Below are 13,189 nucleotides of genomic sequence, written 5' to 3'. Positions count from 1 at the left end.
CGGGTCATACACAAGGGTGTGAATGGTGAACAGCCCGGTCTCGGCCACGGTAAACTGAGGCGTAGCGTTCACATCCTGGATAACGAGGTCGTTGCCGGAAGTGAGGACGTAGAGGACTTCGAACCCGGCCGGTACATTCGGTGCGGTATCTTCTGATGCAATCAGTTCGGCTGCTCCGTCGAGGCAGTTGTCAGAATCTGCTACGAGGGTGCCTGCATTGGCCAGGCAGGCATCGCATCCCCCGAAGTTAAACTGTGTGCCTTCCACATTCAGAGAAGCACAAATGCTGCCATTACCTTGCAGCAGAAGGTTATTGACATCAAAACCGGTGGTTACGCCGATCTCCACAATGCTCAAATCCAAAGTGGAAGGATCGTAAACCAGCGGGTGAATGCGGTAGTTTTTATCGGTGCTGACAATGAATTCAGGTGTCTCATTGACACCTTCGATAAGCAGGTCGTTCCCTGAGGTCAGGACATAGATGATCTCGAAGCCAGCAGGGATGACCGCATCGCCACTCGGAGCCGACTTAATTTCCGCCAGATTGTTGTCAAAACAAACGCCGGCAGCATTTAGTGTTCCTGCTTCTGCATCGCAAGGGCAGGCACCAATGTGAAAACCAGCGCCCTGAGTATCTAATGCGCCACAGAGTACGCCTCCACCTTGTTCAAAGAACAGCACCAGTTCGGCCACCCGGAGATCGCCCAAACTGATATTGTTGGGATTGAAAGAAGACGGGCGGTACACCAGCGAATGAATGCTGTATTCTCCTGCTTCATCGATGGTAAACTGGGGTTGGTCATTGAGCGCAATAATGGTTCGATTGGCGCCACTGGCCAGCAGAAAGATTTGTTCAAAATGGTGGGGGATCACCGGTTCTGCAATTACCGTTGCTTCCAGGTCCAGCGTCCCGGCAATACAGCCGACCTCTACGGCTTCCACCTGTGCCGCTTCGGCCGGGCAATCGCTGGCGCTGTTTACGGATGGGTTAAGTTCCGAACCCAGCAAAGGATTGGACAGCACACCCCAAAAAGCGAATAGCCAGAGCAGTAAGCTCCGGCTTAGGGCTTTGTTCGGATTGGGAAAAAGTAATGGGTTGTTCATAATGGATTGATTTGGTAAAAAATGGTTACAGCTCAGCAAGCTGAGTAGATACCGAATCAACTTTGCGGTGAGGAACTTGTTGGCGGATTGCCATTTATAATGAGGAAATGACAAGAATTGGGCAAATTCGAGTGCCGGGTGCTTGTTGTGTAACAGCTCCCTGAACATGCAGATGTTTGCGTGCAGCTATTCCTTTTGCCGGTTAAAATATTTTATGACTGCTTTTTCGCCACTATTCATTAACCGCTCTTTCTCTTCCGTTTTCAATCTCTTTATTCTTGGGCTAATTCCTACTGATGACACGGATATTGTCCTTTCCCAATCTTCAGCGGAAATTTGGCTCCGGTTCAGGTTCTCTAGAGTTAGCACATAAAATGCTTCAATATACTCTTTCAAAGTCCTGATTTCCTGGTCTATCAGCCCGGCCCCTTGTTCATCATTCTTTATTTGATCATCTGAATCTATTCTTATCCCTAGTGTTCGCGGATTGTAAACCCTGTATTCCTCACCTGTAGAATCCATCGCATATTCATCAAATATGGCTATCGGGAAATTTCCTATGATTCCGCCATCCACCACTATGTCTAACCCTTTCTTATCATCCGGGTTTTTAAACAACCGCCCTTCGTCATCTATAAAGTTCGCCTCAAAATATAGGGGTATCGACATTGACACTTTAATGGCGTCTTTTATTTTCATTAGCGGATATGTCGCAGGACTGAATATGATGAGTTCTTGCTTATTCAAACTTGTCCCTGTTACATGAAGCGCTTTAAAACCTCTTTCCTTCAGTTCTCCGAACGTTATATCCGGATTGCCTGTTTTTGACGCTATTATTTCTTCAAGCCATTTTTCAAATCTTTCACTTTTATACCAGCCGTACCTCTTTTTTATTCTGTGTATTCCACCAAATACCCCAAAACCTCCTTTGTTGAATTTTTGAAAGCGGGTTTCTGAAATGATCTCATATATCTCTTCCGAATTGTAACCAATCGATAACATCATAGCTGTTATTGCTCCTGCTGAAGTTCCTCCTATTTTCCTGATATCGTCTACTATCCCATATTCTTCCAGCTGCTTGATCACTCCTGAGTAAGCAATTCCCCTGATTCCCGCTCCCTCAAACACTAAATTTTCATAATCACTTTGTGACCATAAGCTTGTTGCTAAGAGCAGTATTGATATTGATAGAAAGAGCCGTTTCATTGTTCTTTTTTATAGATTGGACTTAGAGCATGTTCCTATTGCAAATCAACGCTTTATGAACCCCGAAGAAATACGGGGCAAGCTCTGACTTCCTCACTAAATTTTTCATTTAGCCCGCTAAACTCAAATTTAGTGAGTTCGCCAGAACCATAAATCCTTGATTTTCATGACGAAACCGCTCCAAATACGCTCTTAGCCTTTTTCCAAGTTATACATAATAACCAATTCAATTACGTATTGTATTCCAACTACGGGCGAAATTTCATCTATGATTTTGTCAATACCTACTTCAGTTTCAATACCGTCGTAATAAAATGTTCGTTCTTTTCTGACTTCCTTTTTTAAGTAATTACTACTGTAATGAGTGTTAACAAGGGACGTTTCAAAGGCTTCATTATACTGTTTGTACAGGTTTTTAGGATAATAGACCTTAAAAGACTCTGAGACAATCCTGTAATTATCCGTCAGCTGAGTAGAACTGTTATTAGAAAACCTTTTAGTTTTAGTCTTAGATACTTTTACAGCCTCATCAAACAATGCCTTATTGATTTTTTCTAAATCTTTGCTTCTGTAGTCTACTTTGACGATGTCATAAATTTCTTGTTCTGCACAATAATCGATTATTTTATCAATATTAAGAAGTTGGGACGTTTTGATGATCAGGTTTTTTCTGATACTAAAGCCATCGAAATATTCTTTGATTTCTCTATCTGTGATGGTATGATCGTACATTTTTGTTTCTGAAATAAAGTCAACATATATATCATCCCCGGTAATCCCCAGGTTTTTTATTTGGCTAGTGACGTTTTTGATTTTATCATTTGTAAGCTGATTTGCTTCTGTAACTGTTTTTGCAATACTATTTACACCGATCGTTATCACATAAAATTCGGGCGCCTGATTTAAAAGGACTTTGGAGGTTACGACTAAAGTGCTGTCCGTAGAATAAATGGATCTCACCTCTACTGCAGATCGGTTATACTTTATGGATTGGTTTTGATAAACTTGATTGCCGCCAACCTGTGCGCTCAAGTTTGAAAAGGCCAACAAACAAAAAAAGGCTAAGCGTAGTATCTTGATTTTCATGTTTCCGTTTTTAGAGTTTGTAAGGCAAAGTATTGCACGTGCCCGAAGGATAAATGTAACCCAAAATCTATTAGGTTGCAACCGGAAAGCCGGTGGAGCAGGGCGTGAAGGTCTCCTGTGCGCACGGGTTACGCCGTGAAGCATTAGAGCGTGTTGGGACTTTAGTAATCGGTCTGTCCCGGTGCACCGGAACACTTCTCTGCCTGTGTCTCGTCGCCTGTGGGCTTTGGCCACCGGAGACCGAAGTGTTCGACACGCAGGCAGGTTTGCTTCTACTTCGTCCCAAAAATCCTTCCCGCAAACTGCGGGAAGGGCTATTTAATTCAGGCTAAACGCCGGTTTTCGTGCCCCTGCCTGCCTGGCAAACCCCCGTTTGGCAGGCAGGTCGTCTAACCCAAAAAATGTCAGTTTTCGACTAGAAGGCAAAAGTCCCAACACGCTCCTAATTTTGCCCAAGAAACGCCCCAATGTCTTTACTTTTGCCATAAAGGACCATAATGGCGCCGGCCGTCAGTCGTGTTTTCGAGTTCGCAACCCCTTCGGTATGGGGCACGGGGGCTTTGACGCCCAGGTCGTTTTCTTTTTCCTCCATTGTGATTAGCGTGAGCACCACCACGCTGTATTTGTCATTGAGGTCGGCCTCCTGTAAGGTTAGGCCATCAAGGGCTTTTGGGACTTCGGCTTCCACGATGGAAAAATCTCCGGTCAGTTCGTAAGAGTCGATTACGCCGTGCATATTGAGTTTTTTCGCCCAGCGTTCTGCGGTTTCTTCTTCCGGGTGGATAATCTCGTCTACCTGCATGGCCTGCAGGACGGTTTGATGAAGCGCAGAAACGGCCCGGCTGATCAGGCGTTTTACTTTGGCTTGTTTCATAATCGCTGTAGCCAGGATATTAGCGCCTTCATTTTCACCGATGCATACCATGACCACGTCCGTCTCTTTCAGGGGTAAGTGGGAGACCGCCTGTTCATCGGTGGCATCGAGGCAAATGGTATGAGAGATTTTCTCTTTCAATAGCTCCACCTTGTCCATTTTGTGGTCTACTCCTATCACTTCATTGCCGGTACGGGTGAGCTTCTCGGCCAGGGAGGCTCCAAAGTAGCCTAAGCCTATAATAATGTATTTCATAGTTAATTTATGCTTAGTTGATGAGGATGTCTTCTGTTGGATACCGGTATTTATAATGTCTGTGCCTGTGCATCAGGGCCGCGAGAATAGTCAGCATGCCCACACGGCCGGCAAACATCAGTACGATGAGCACAATCTTGCTTTGCTCGCTAATCGTGCCGGTTATGCCAAGGCTAAGCCCCACGGTGCTGTAGGCCGAAAAGCACTCAAAAGCGATTGGCAGCAGCCCTTTGTCCGGGTCAAAGGAGGCAATCAGGAATACGGCTGCCCCGATAACGATTAGTGACAAAAGCATAATGGCGAAAGCACGGCGGACCGAGAGGGGGGAAATTTCCCGGCGAAAGATTTCAATACGCTCTTTCCCCTTGGCCAGGCTCATTAAATTCAGGGTCCCGACGGCAACTGTAGTGGTCTTGATACCGCCGCCCGTAGAGCCCGGGGAGGCGCCAATCCACATGAGCAAAAATACAATCATTATCGTATTGAGGTTTAGGGCGGCGGTGTCAATCGTATTGAAGCCTGCCGTGCGTGGGGTGGCTGCGCCAAAGAAAGCCGCCACCCACTTCCCCGCGCCCTGATGTTCGGCCAGGGTGTTGTTGTATTCAAAAGCATAAAAGAGCAGGGTGCCGGCAGCAAGCAGAATGATGGTAGTGGACAGTACGATCCTGGAGTTGATGTTGAGCACCCAGGGGGTATAGGCGGTTTCTAAACGCAGCAGGTTGCGCTTCATTTTATAGCCCAGGAACTTGAGGAAGTTGGACGTGATAGGGAAGCCCAGCCCACCAAGAATGAACAACGCTGCTACAGTGAGCTGCAGGGGGTAGTTGAAACGGACAAAGGGTTCATAAAGGTTGTTTTCTAAAGTCGAGAAACCGGCATTGCAAAAAGCGGAAATACCGTGAAAGACTGAAAAAAAGAGCTGCTGCCCCACGTTGTCGAAATGATCGCTGTCTATGGTGAAAAAGATGATGATGATGCCAGCCAGCTCTATCGTGAAGGTGAGGAGGAGTACCCGTTTCAGGCTATTGAACACATCGCTGATTTTTCCGGCATAAGTCAGGTCTTTCAGCAGCAATTGGTCTTCATAACTTGCCCTGCCTTTAAAAAAATAGCTAAAATAACTGGTGACGGTCATGATGCCAATCCCTCCGATCTGAATCAGCGCAGCAATGACAAATTGCCCGAAAGGCGCAAAGAAAGAGCCGGTATCCACTACGATCAGGCCCGTAACACAAACCGCACTCGTGGAGGTAAAGAGGGCATCGAGTAACGAGAGCTGCCCGTTAGAGGCGTTTGGCAATAGCAACAGGCCGGTGCCAATCAGGATGATGCTCAGAAAACTCGTTAAAAAAAGCTGAGCCGGGTTGAGCAGCCGAAGCCAGCTTAATTCCCGGCGGGCAGAGAGCTCCCGGAAAAACACCGCAGCGGCACCGAGGCCCAACCTCGCTTCTATAGGAATGAGGGTGCCCGCATCGTCCCAAACTTGAAAAAAACGCACAAGAGCCATGGCCAAATACCCCAGGTACAGTAAATCAATAATCAGTACCGTCCTTCGAAACGGCTGCAGTTCAATAGCTGGCACATTGCGTAATGTACCAACGGCAAACCCGGCAGCAATGGCAATGCCACAGGCCCGGTGCACCCAGATATTCTCGCCGGCAACTGGGTTGACGCCTACGTCATAGAGAATGAACAACAGTGCACCTACTGCGCTCCAAAACGCGAGGTGTTGTAAAACAACGTAAAACCGGTTTGCCGCTGTCGTCATACTGTTAATAAAGATGGAGCCTTGTCATACAGGACCTAATTCCGTGCTGTACAGCAGGGCCGCTTTTTCCCTGTATGGGGGGCTTTGTTTTTTGGGAAATCCCAATACGCTCTTCACAGGCGTAAAAACAAAGCTCAAAAAAAGTCATTACCGTTGCAACGTTTTCCGTCTTGCATCCCAATAGATAAGTAAAAACAATCATCGTGCAACGAATTACGATCTGTTTTTGCGCTATCGCTTTCTTTTCCCTTACTAATTGTGACCGGGAAAACTTTAATGAAGTTACGGAAATCCCCGAAGAGGGGACTCCAATAGAGGTAAAATATGAGCAAGGCTTTGCCAGAACCATAAATCCTTGATTTTCATGACGAAACCGCTCCAAACATGCTCTAATCAGGAATTGCCTGAAAGGTTGCCCATAACCGCCGCTAAAGCATTGAAAAAATAACACCGATTCATCGTCTAGCCCTTTAATTAGTTGTACTTTGAAAGATTGCAAATTCAAAAACAACTATGGGAGATCAAAAAATCGATTTCAACCAGATATTACACCTGATCAGAAAGTACTATAAAGCGGTAGTTACCGTAGTGGTGCTTTTGATTATTGGGTTTGGCGCATTTTTTCAGGTAGGTACAGAAGAAGCAGGGGTGGTGACGCGCTTCGGGAAGCACGTCCGGACGGTTTCGCCCGGGCTGAAAATGAAAATACCTTTTGTTGAAAGGATTTATAAAGTGCCGGTAGAAAGGCAAAAAAAGCAGGAATTTGGTTTTCGCACAGAGCAAGCCGGGGTCAGGACCGAATACAGCCGCACGGGGTCGGTCACAGAAGATGAAGCGATCATGCTGACCGGCGACCTCAACCTCGCCAATGTGCAGTGGGTGGTGCAATACCGCGTAAGCGATCCTTACAACTACCTGTTTAAGGTACGCGACCCTGATAATACGCTGCGCGACCTTTCCGAAGCCGTTACCCGGCAGATCGTAGGCGACCGGACCGTCAATGAAGTACTGACGGTCGGAAGAGCCGAAATTGCCAATGAAGTAAAGGCCTTGTTGCAGGATATGACCAGGGAATACTCATTAGGGGTACAAATCGCCCAGGTGGTCCTTCAGGATATCAACCCTCCGGAGTCCGTCAAACAGGCTTTCAATGCCGTAAACGAGGCCCAGCAGGAAAGAGAAACCCTGATCAACGAAGCGAAATCGGAATACAACAAGGTCATCCCCAGGGCCAGAGGGCAGGCGCAGGAAACCATACAACAAGCTGAAGGGTACGCTACCCAGCGCGTCAATAATGCACAGGGAGAAGCAGCCAGGTTTAACGCCCTTTACAACGAGTACATCAAAGCGCCTGAAGTAACGAAGAAAAGAATTTACCTCGAAACCCTGCAGGAGGTGCTGCCCAAACTCGGCAACAAAATTATCACTTCTGAGAATGGCAATAATGTGATTCCGCTGCTGAAAAAGGAGTTGAATTAAAGCACAAGCTCTTAACAGGTTCCAAAAGACTAATGATGAATAAAAGAAGCAAATTAACACTTATTACCGCCCTTGTTATTGCCGGTATAGTCGTCCTGACTCAAAGCATTTACATCGTAGACGAAACGCAACAGGTAGTGATTACCCAGTTTGGCCGGCCCATCGGTGATGCCGTGACTGAGCCCGGGTTGAAGTTCAAAACGCCATTTGTCCAGGAAGCGAATTTCTTCGAAAAGCGCTACATGGAATGGGACGGCGACCCCAACCAAATCCCGACAAAAGAGAAAAAGTTCATTTTCGTGGACAGCTATGCCCGTTGGCATATTACTGACCCCCTGCAGTTTTACAAACGCCTCACCGACGAACGGGGCGCGCAGAGCAGGCTAGACGATATCATTGACGGAGAAACACGGGATCAGGTGGCCAGCCACAGCCTCGAGGAAGTGGTCAGGAATACCAACCGGCAGGCTGACACCACAGCTAAAATCAGTATAATGATTGAAGATTCGCTTGCTCAGATCGAAGTAGGCCGAAAAAGAATCCAGAATATGATTCAGGAAAAAGCCAATGAAGAGACAAAGGACCTTGGCATCGAGATCCTTGATTTCCGGTTCAAACGGATCAATTATGTCGAAGATGTCAGGCAACGGGTCTACGATCGCATGAAGAGCGAGCGTATCCGTATTGCCGACAAGTTCAGGTCTGAGGGCGAGGGCGAAGCTTCAAGAATTAACGGAGAGAAAGAGCGCGAATTGAGCCAGATACAATCGGCAGCCTACAAAGAAGCGGAAACCATTAAAGGAAAAGCGGATGCCGAAGCTACCCGCATCTATGCTGAGGCCTACAACAAATCCAGCCGGTCAGTAGAACTGTACAGCTTCGTAAAAAGTATGGAAACTTTCGTGAATACATTCGATACCTCCACCACCGTGATCCTCTCCACCGATAGTGATCTTTATAAATATTTGAAAAGCATGGAGTAAGCGTTTGTTGGGATTTTAGTCCCGCTCCCCGGAACGGGGCTAAAGTCCCAACAAGCTATAAAGTACTGGTTTACAACGCAAAGGTTATGGCAGGCAGACTTGAGTAGCAAAAAAGTGAAAAATCTGATCTAATTTGCCCCAACAAATACGCCTCCAGACAGGTCATTCCATTGGAAAAAACGGAACGGAGCGCATGCCCGAACAAAGTTTATTCTGAAAGCCAAAGAAATGGTGGCAGGAACAAGCTCTAAACAGGTGCATTTGCCTGGAGAAGGATAAACAAAGCCATTCTGCCTATGGAACAATTCACGCAGTATTTCCATCTGCCCATCACCGACCCGGTAATGGTATTCGCCATAGTGCTGTTTGTTATCTTTTTGGCACCCAGGCTGTTGCAGCGGTTTAAGGTGCCGGGGATTATCGGGATGATCCTATCCGGTGCGCTACTGGGGCCCAATGGCTTCCACGTATTGGAAAAAAGTTATGCGATTGAGCTCTTTGGTACGGTAGGCCTGCTGTATATCATGTTTCAGGCAGGCTTAGAGGTAGACCTGAACGAATTCAAGAAAACCCGGAAGAAAGGAATGGTTTTCGGCCTGCTTTCTTTTGCGATCCCACAAGTGTTTGGCGCTATAGGCGTTTGGTACCTGCTCGACTTGAGCTGGCCCTCTGCGCTGTTGCTGGCCAGCATGTTTGCTTCTCACACCCTGGTCGCTTACTCTATTGTCAGCCGGCTCGACCTGGTCAGGAATGAAGTGGTGACGGTCACGCTGGGCGGCACGCTGGTGGTCAACATTCTGGCGCTTCTGGTACTGGCCGTCATTGCCAGCTCGGTGGAGGGCGACCTGGGGGCAGGGTTTTGGCTTGGGCTACTGGTATCGCTGTCCATTTTTGTTTATGTGGTCGTGGAGATTGGCCCGCGGGTGGTGCGTTGGTTTTTCCGCAATGTGGAAAGCGAGGGCGCTTCCCAGTATATTTTTGTGCTCTCTTTTGTTTTTGCTGCTTCTTTCGGCGCGAAGCTTGCCGGCGTAGAGCCAATTATCGGTGCATTCCTCGCCGGGCTGGCCATCAACCGCCTTGTGCCCGGCACCTCTCCGCTCATGAACCGGATCGACTTTGTGGGCAGCGCACTGTTTATTCCCTTTTTCCTGATCCATGTGGGGATGCTCTCCGATTTCAGCATCTTCCTCAAAGGCAAAACTGCCCTGATTGCCGTCGGGGTTATTGCAGCGCTCTCCATATCTCTGAAGTGGTTGCCGGCCTACCTTACAGCCCGGATTTACGGTTACCGCAAAGAAGAGCAGGGCGTTATGTTCGGTCTAAGTGTAGCTCAGGCCGCTTCAACGCTGGCGGCAGCATTAGTAGGCTATGAGCTCGGGTTCATCAATGATGATGTGCTCAATGGAATCATCATCATGATCCTGGTTACCTGCATGGTCAGCTCGTTTGTAGTGGAATCGGCCGGCCGCAAACTGGCCGTGCTGCAGGCCGATGAAGTCCCGGAAGAGGAATTGGCCGAGGAGCGCCTGCTCGTTCCGGTTGCCAACCCGGCTAACATCATGCCCCTGGTTGACCTTGCCGTTATGATTACCCCGCCCGGCTCCCGGCAGCCGGTCTACCCTTTATCCGTGATCAACGACGATGCCTCTGCCAGCAGCCGTATCCTGGAAACCAAAAAACAACTGGAAAAAGCCGTCAGGTATGCTGCCGCTACCGATACCCTGCTAGAGCCTATTACCCGCATAGATGTCAGCCCGGGCAGCGGCATCGTCCGTACCATCAAGGAGATGATGATCACGCGGGTCATCGTAGGCTGGCATGGCGATTACCACCCTAAAGACCATCTGTTTGGCACGGTGCTGGATTACATCCTGCTCAATTGTTTCAGGGAGGTACTGGTTACCCGCCTGCTTATTCCGCTGAATACACTGGGGAAAATCTTCGTGATTGTCCCTGAAAATGCTGAGCTGGAGCTGCATTTCCCGCATTGGCTGAAGACGCTGAAGACCCTTGCCAATCAAACCACCGGGACCTTGCACTTCGCAGGTCCAGCAGATACAATTGCCCGCATCACCGAGCTTGCCCAGCACGATAAACCCGTAGTGGAGGTCCACACGCAGGTATTTAGCGATTGGGAGGATATCCTCATTTTAGGCAGGGAGGTAGGCCCTGATGACCTCTTCGTCATTGTGCAGGCCCGGGAACGTACTATCTCCTATCAATCATGGATGAAACGCCTGCCGAGGTATCTGTCCAGGCATTTTAGCGAAGTCAGCTTCCTCCTGATTTATCCGGATCAGGAGCATTAGGTTCTGATGGGGATAACCGTTTTGTCAAAGATTTCTATGTCCACCTGCCCCCTGTAACCTCACCCGCCCCCAAAACCCAGGAAACCCATGCACCAGTTGCAGGCTTTCTGCCCGAAACAAAAGGGGCGGTACGGCATGATAACCGATGCTCATTTTGTAGATTTGTGCCTGAATACGCAACCCATCCGCTATGCCAAGGAACAAGACCCGCTTTACTTACCCCCACCCACTCATCCCTTATGCAGTGGAGCACGACGTCATGGGAGACTCCAGCATCACCGACGAAGAGGCAGAAATGATGAATGCACTCTACCCAGAGGTCGTAGCGGGTAACCCGAAGGCAATCAAGCCGCTGAAAGAGCTTGTAAGGAGATGCCCGCATTTACCACGGGCCCAAAACCACCTCTACACGCTATATATGATGTGTGGCAAGCGCCTTAGAGCCAGGCGCGTGCTCCGTGAACTCCGCAAAAACCACCCCAACTACCTGTTTGGAATTACCAATGAATCGAACCGTCTGGTACAAGAAAAAAAAGATACGGTTGCCGCACGGCATTTGATGGGCGAGCGTTTGCTGCTTCAGGATTTGTACCCTGAACGCAAAGTCTTCCATATCAGTGAGGTGATGAATTATTACCAGTCTGCTGTTTTATTGTTGCTCCAAGAAGGAGATATTGAAGCAGCGCAAGAGCGGCACAGTATCCTTCTGGCCATAGACCCTGAGCATTCCATCACGCAACGTGTTACAGAGGCCATCTTAGGGAAAAGGATGATCGCGAATTTGGAAAGGATTAAGGAGGAGGAGCGCAACAAGCTTAGGGTGAAAACCCGCGCTACTGCCCCTTATCCTCAGCGAAAGGAAGCCCCCGTATTTCACCACCCCGAAATTGAGGCTTTTTACCGTTATGGGCTGGAAGACCTCCCTAAGGCAAATAGGAGCCTCATAGCCGCGCTGCCGCAAGCTACACTAGTGCAGGACCTGAAACGGGTGCTGGAAGACGGCCTGCAGCGTTACTCCTATTTCGATCGGCAAAGCAGAAGATGGACGGAGTGGCAAGACAACCAGGTCAGTTTTATGTCCCACGCCTTTTATTTCCTGCAGGTATTTGGCGACGAATCCTGCCTGCCGGTCGTGCTTGATGTTTTGCGGCAGGAGGAAGGTTTCCTGGATTTTTGGTTCGGAGAGAACGAAAAGTCCTTTGTTTTCCCTTGCCTTGCCCGCATTGCCTCTGGTCAACTGCCCCTTTTGCAGGGATTTATGCAGGAAAGATATGTGTCACCCTACTCTAAAATCATGGTGGGCGATACTGTCGCTCAAATAGCCTGGCACAATATGGAACGCTTGCCGGAAGTGAGCGATTGGTTCGGCAGCATTTTTGAGCACTACAGGCTCCACCTGGGCGATAAAGGGCTCATTGATTCTGACCTCATCGCCTGGTTGGCATCATCGGCCGGAGAGCTCAGCTTGCAGGAGCTGTTGCCAGTTATAGAACTGCTTTATCAGAAAGGGGCCGTGTCAAAAGATATTATCGGCAAATGGGAGGAAGTGGTCGAGTTATTTGAGACACCTCGCGATGAGGCCGACCTCAATCCGCTGCCCAAAAACATCTCCGAGGCCTATGATGAGTCGTACCTTAAACGTAAAAAAATGCGGCAGCTCAGCGAGAAAGACCAAGAGGAGCTGGAAAAAATGGCTCAGGACCCCTACGCTCAGAAAATGATGGAATTTCTGACGGAGTCTATGATGGACGATGAAATACCCGCGTTCCTCCCCTCTTCACCCCCTGCCCAACCCACCACAAAAAGCAATACTAAAATAGGCCGTAATGAGCCATGCCCCTGCCAAAGCGGGCGAAAGTATAAACACTGCTGTGGGAAAAAGTAAGAGCTTGTTTGGAGCGGTTTCATCATGAAAATCAAGGGTTTATGGTTCTGGCGAAGTCACTAAATTTGAGTTTAGCGGGCTAAATGTAAATTTAGAGCTTGTTGGGACTTTTGTCTTCTAGTCGAAAACTAACAATTTTTTGGTTAGACGAGGCACGAAAACCGGAGTTTAGCCTTAGCTAAATAGCCTGTCCCGCAGTTTGCGGGAAGGGTTTCCGGGACGAAGTATAAGCAAAAAAGT

8 protein-coding genes and 1 pseudogene are annotated in these 13,189 nt (G+C 48.4%); 4 read left to right on the top strand and 5 right to left on the bottom strand.

Annotation, left to right across the window (positions count from 1 at the left end; translation table 11 throughout):
• The 5 genes and pseudogenes from RIC19_RS08035 to RIC19_RS08015 all read right to left on the bottom strand — a co-directional run.
• A pseudogene (locus RIC19_RS08035) lies at positions 1 to 1,104 on the bottom strand (hypothetical protein); the annotation flags it as partial.
• Between the two features lie 186 nt (positions 1,105 to 1,290).
• A complete protein-coding gene (locus tag RIC19_RS08030) occupies positions 1,291 to 2,310 on the bottom strand; it encodes a patatin-like phospholipase family protein (protein WP_350177788.1) in 1,020 nt (339 codons plus the stop codon).
• Between the two features lie 192 nt (positions 2,311 to 2,502).
• On the bottom strand, positions 2,503 to 3,396 hold the full coding sequence (locus RIC19_RS08025; protein WP_350177787.1) for an SIMPL domain-containing protein: 894 nt from the start codon (positions 3,394 to 3,396) through the stop codon (positions 2,503 to 2,505).
• 442 nt (positions 3,397 to 3,838) lie between these two features.
• On the bottom strand, positions 3,839 to 4,525 hold the full coding sequence (locus RIC19_RS08020) for a potassium channel family protein (RefSeq protein ID WP_350177786.1): 687 nt from the start codon (positions 4,523 to 4,525) through the stop codon (positions 3,839 to 3,841).
• Between the two features lie 13 nt (positions 4,526 to 4,538).
• A complete protein-coding gene (locus tag RIC19_RS08015; RefSeq protein ID WP_350177785.1) occupies positions 4,539 to 6,293 on the bottom strand; it encodes a TrkH family potassium uptake protein in 1,755 nt (584 codons plus the stop codon).
• Between the two features lie 513 nt (positions 6,294 to 6,806).
• On the opposite strand from RIC19_RS08015, the gene hflK reads away from it, so the two are divergent.
• The 4 genes from hflK (at position 6,807) to RIC19_RS07995 (ending at position 12,949) form a co-directional block, all read left to right on the top strand.
• Entirely contained in the window at positions 6,807 to 7,772 is a 966-nt protein-coding gene (hflK, locus tag RIC19_RS08010; protein WP_350177784.1) for an FtsH protease activity modulator HflK, read from the top strand.
• A gap of 35 nt (positions 7,773 to 7,807) precedes the next feature.
• A complete protein-coding gene (hflC, locus tag RIC19_RS08005; RefSeq protein WP_350177783.1) occupies positions 7,808 to 8,755 on the top strand; it encodes a protease modulator HflC in 948 nt (315 codons plus the stop codon).
• Positions 8,756 to 9,051: 296 nt separating this feature from the next.
• Positions 9,052 to 11,064, top strand: a complete 2,013-nt coding sequence (locus tag RIC19_RS08000) for a cation:proton antiporter (protein WP_350177782.1) — start codon at positions 9,052 to 9,054, stop codon at positions 11,062 to 11,064.
• A 190-nt stretch (positions 11,065 to 11,254) separates the two neighbouring features.
• A complete protein-coding gene (locus RIC19_RS07995; RefSeq protein WP_350177781.1) occupies positions 11,255 to 12,949 on the top strand; it encodes an SEC-C metal-binding domain-containing protein in 1,695 nt (564 codons plus the stop codon).
• Positions 12,950 to 13,189: the final 240 nt, after the last annotated feature.

The organism is Phaeodactylibacter sp., from assembly GCF_040219495.1.
GTDB lineage: Bacteria > Bacteroidota > Bacteroidia > Chitinophagales > Saprospiraceae > Phaeodactylibacter.
This window is presented reverse-complemented; position numbering and strand designations above follow the sequence as displayed.

Bases quoted from the DNA above. Each gene is read 5' to 3' on its own strand.
- RIC19_RS08030 (WP_350177788.1), bottom strand. From the start codon at position 2,310: ATGAAACGGCTCTTTCTATCAATATCAATACTGCTCTTAGCAACAAGC.
- RIC19_RS08025 (WP_350177787.1), bottom strand. From the start codon at position 3,396: ATGAAAATCAAGATACTACGCTTAGCCTTTTTTTGTTTGTTGGCCTTT.
- RIC19_RS08020 (WP_350177786.1), bottom strand. From the start codon at position 4,525: ATGAAATACATTATTATAGGCTTAGGCTACTTTGGAGCCTCCCTGGCC.
- RIC19_RS08015 (WP_350177785.1), bottom strand. From the start codon at position 6,293: ATGACGACAGCGGCAAACCGGTTTTACGTTGTTTTACAACACCTCGCG.
- hflK (WP_350177784.1), top strand. From the start codon at position 6,807: ATGGGAGATCAAAAAATCGATTTCAACCAGATATTACACCTGATCAGA.
- hflC (WP_350177783.1), top strand. From the start codon at position 7,808: ATGAATAAAAGAAGCAAATTAACACTTATTACCGCCCTTGTTATTGCC.
- RIC19_RS08000 (WP_350177782.1), top strand. From the start codon at position 9,052: ATGGAACAATTCACGCAGTATTTCCATCTGCCCATCACCGACCCGGTA.
- RIC19_RS07995 (WP_350177781.1), top strand. From the start codon at position 11,255: ATGCCAAGGAACAAGACCCGCTTTACTTACCCCCACCCACTCATCCCT.